2 protein-coding genes are annotated in these 500 nt (G+C 34.2%); both read left to right on the top strand.

Annotated features, from left to right (window positions below):
• Positions 1-219 (top strand): hypothetical protein (locus tag P1T08_18995; protein MDF1598157.1); only part of this gene is annotated, 219 nt, incomplete at its 5' end.
• On the top strand, positions 219-500 hold a 282-nt coding region (locus P1T08_18990), incomplete at its 3' end, for a hypothetical protein (GenBank protein ID MDF1598156.1). The genes P1T08_18995 and P1T08_18990, both read left to right, overlap by 1 nt.

The raw sequence follows: 500 nt of genomic DNA, 5'->3' as shown, positions 1-500 counted from the left end.
ACTGCAATAGAAGCCTTAATAGCAGGTAAGAGATTGACAGAACTTAGAGTAGGTTCAGGTTCTTTTCAAAGACTCTACACTTTTAGTGATATAACTCTTGAAGCTTTAAAAGAACATAGAGATGAGTTATTAGGTATAATAGCAGAACTAGAGCCTATTTTACCTAGGTTTAAATCTAATATGACTATACCTCTACTTGTTTCAAAGGATAGATTATAATGACAGACAAAGATAATTCAGAGATGTATTTTCAAACCCCACAGCAAGTAGCTTATGAAGGGGCATCTACTTCGTATAAAGCAGGTATAAATGGCTTACTTTCAGGTGATACTGATACTTTAGCAGCTAGAGAGATATTAATGTTACAAATGAGGACTGCCCATGCTATTAGAAATAATGGTTATGCAAAGGCAGCCTTAACTAAATATATAACTAGCCTAGGTGCTATTAAAGTTAAGTGGAAGCATAAAGACGGTAATAAGAATAGCCTAATGCAAGAA

It is taken from the genome of Acidimicrobiia bacterium (assembly GCA_029210695.1).
GTDB lineage: Bacteria > Actinomycetota > Acidimicrobiia > Spongiisociales > JAHEDJ01 > JAHEDJ01.
This window is presented reverse-complemented; position numbering and strand designations above follow the sequence as displayed.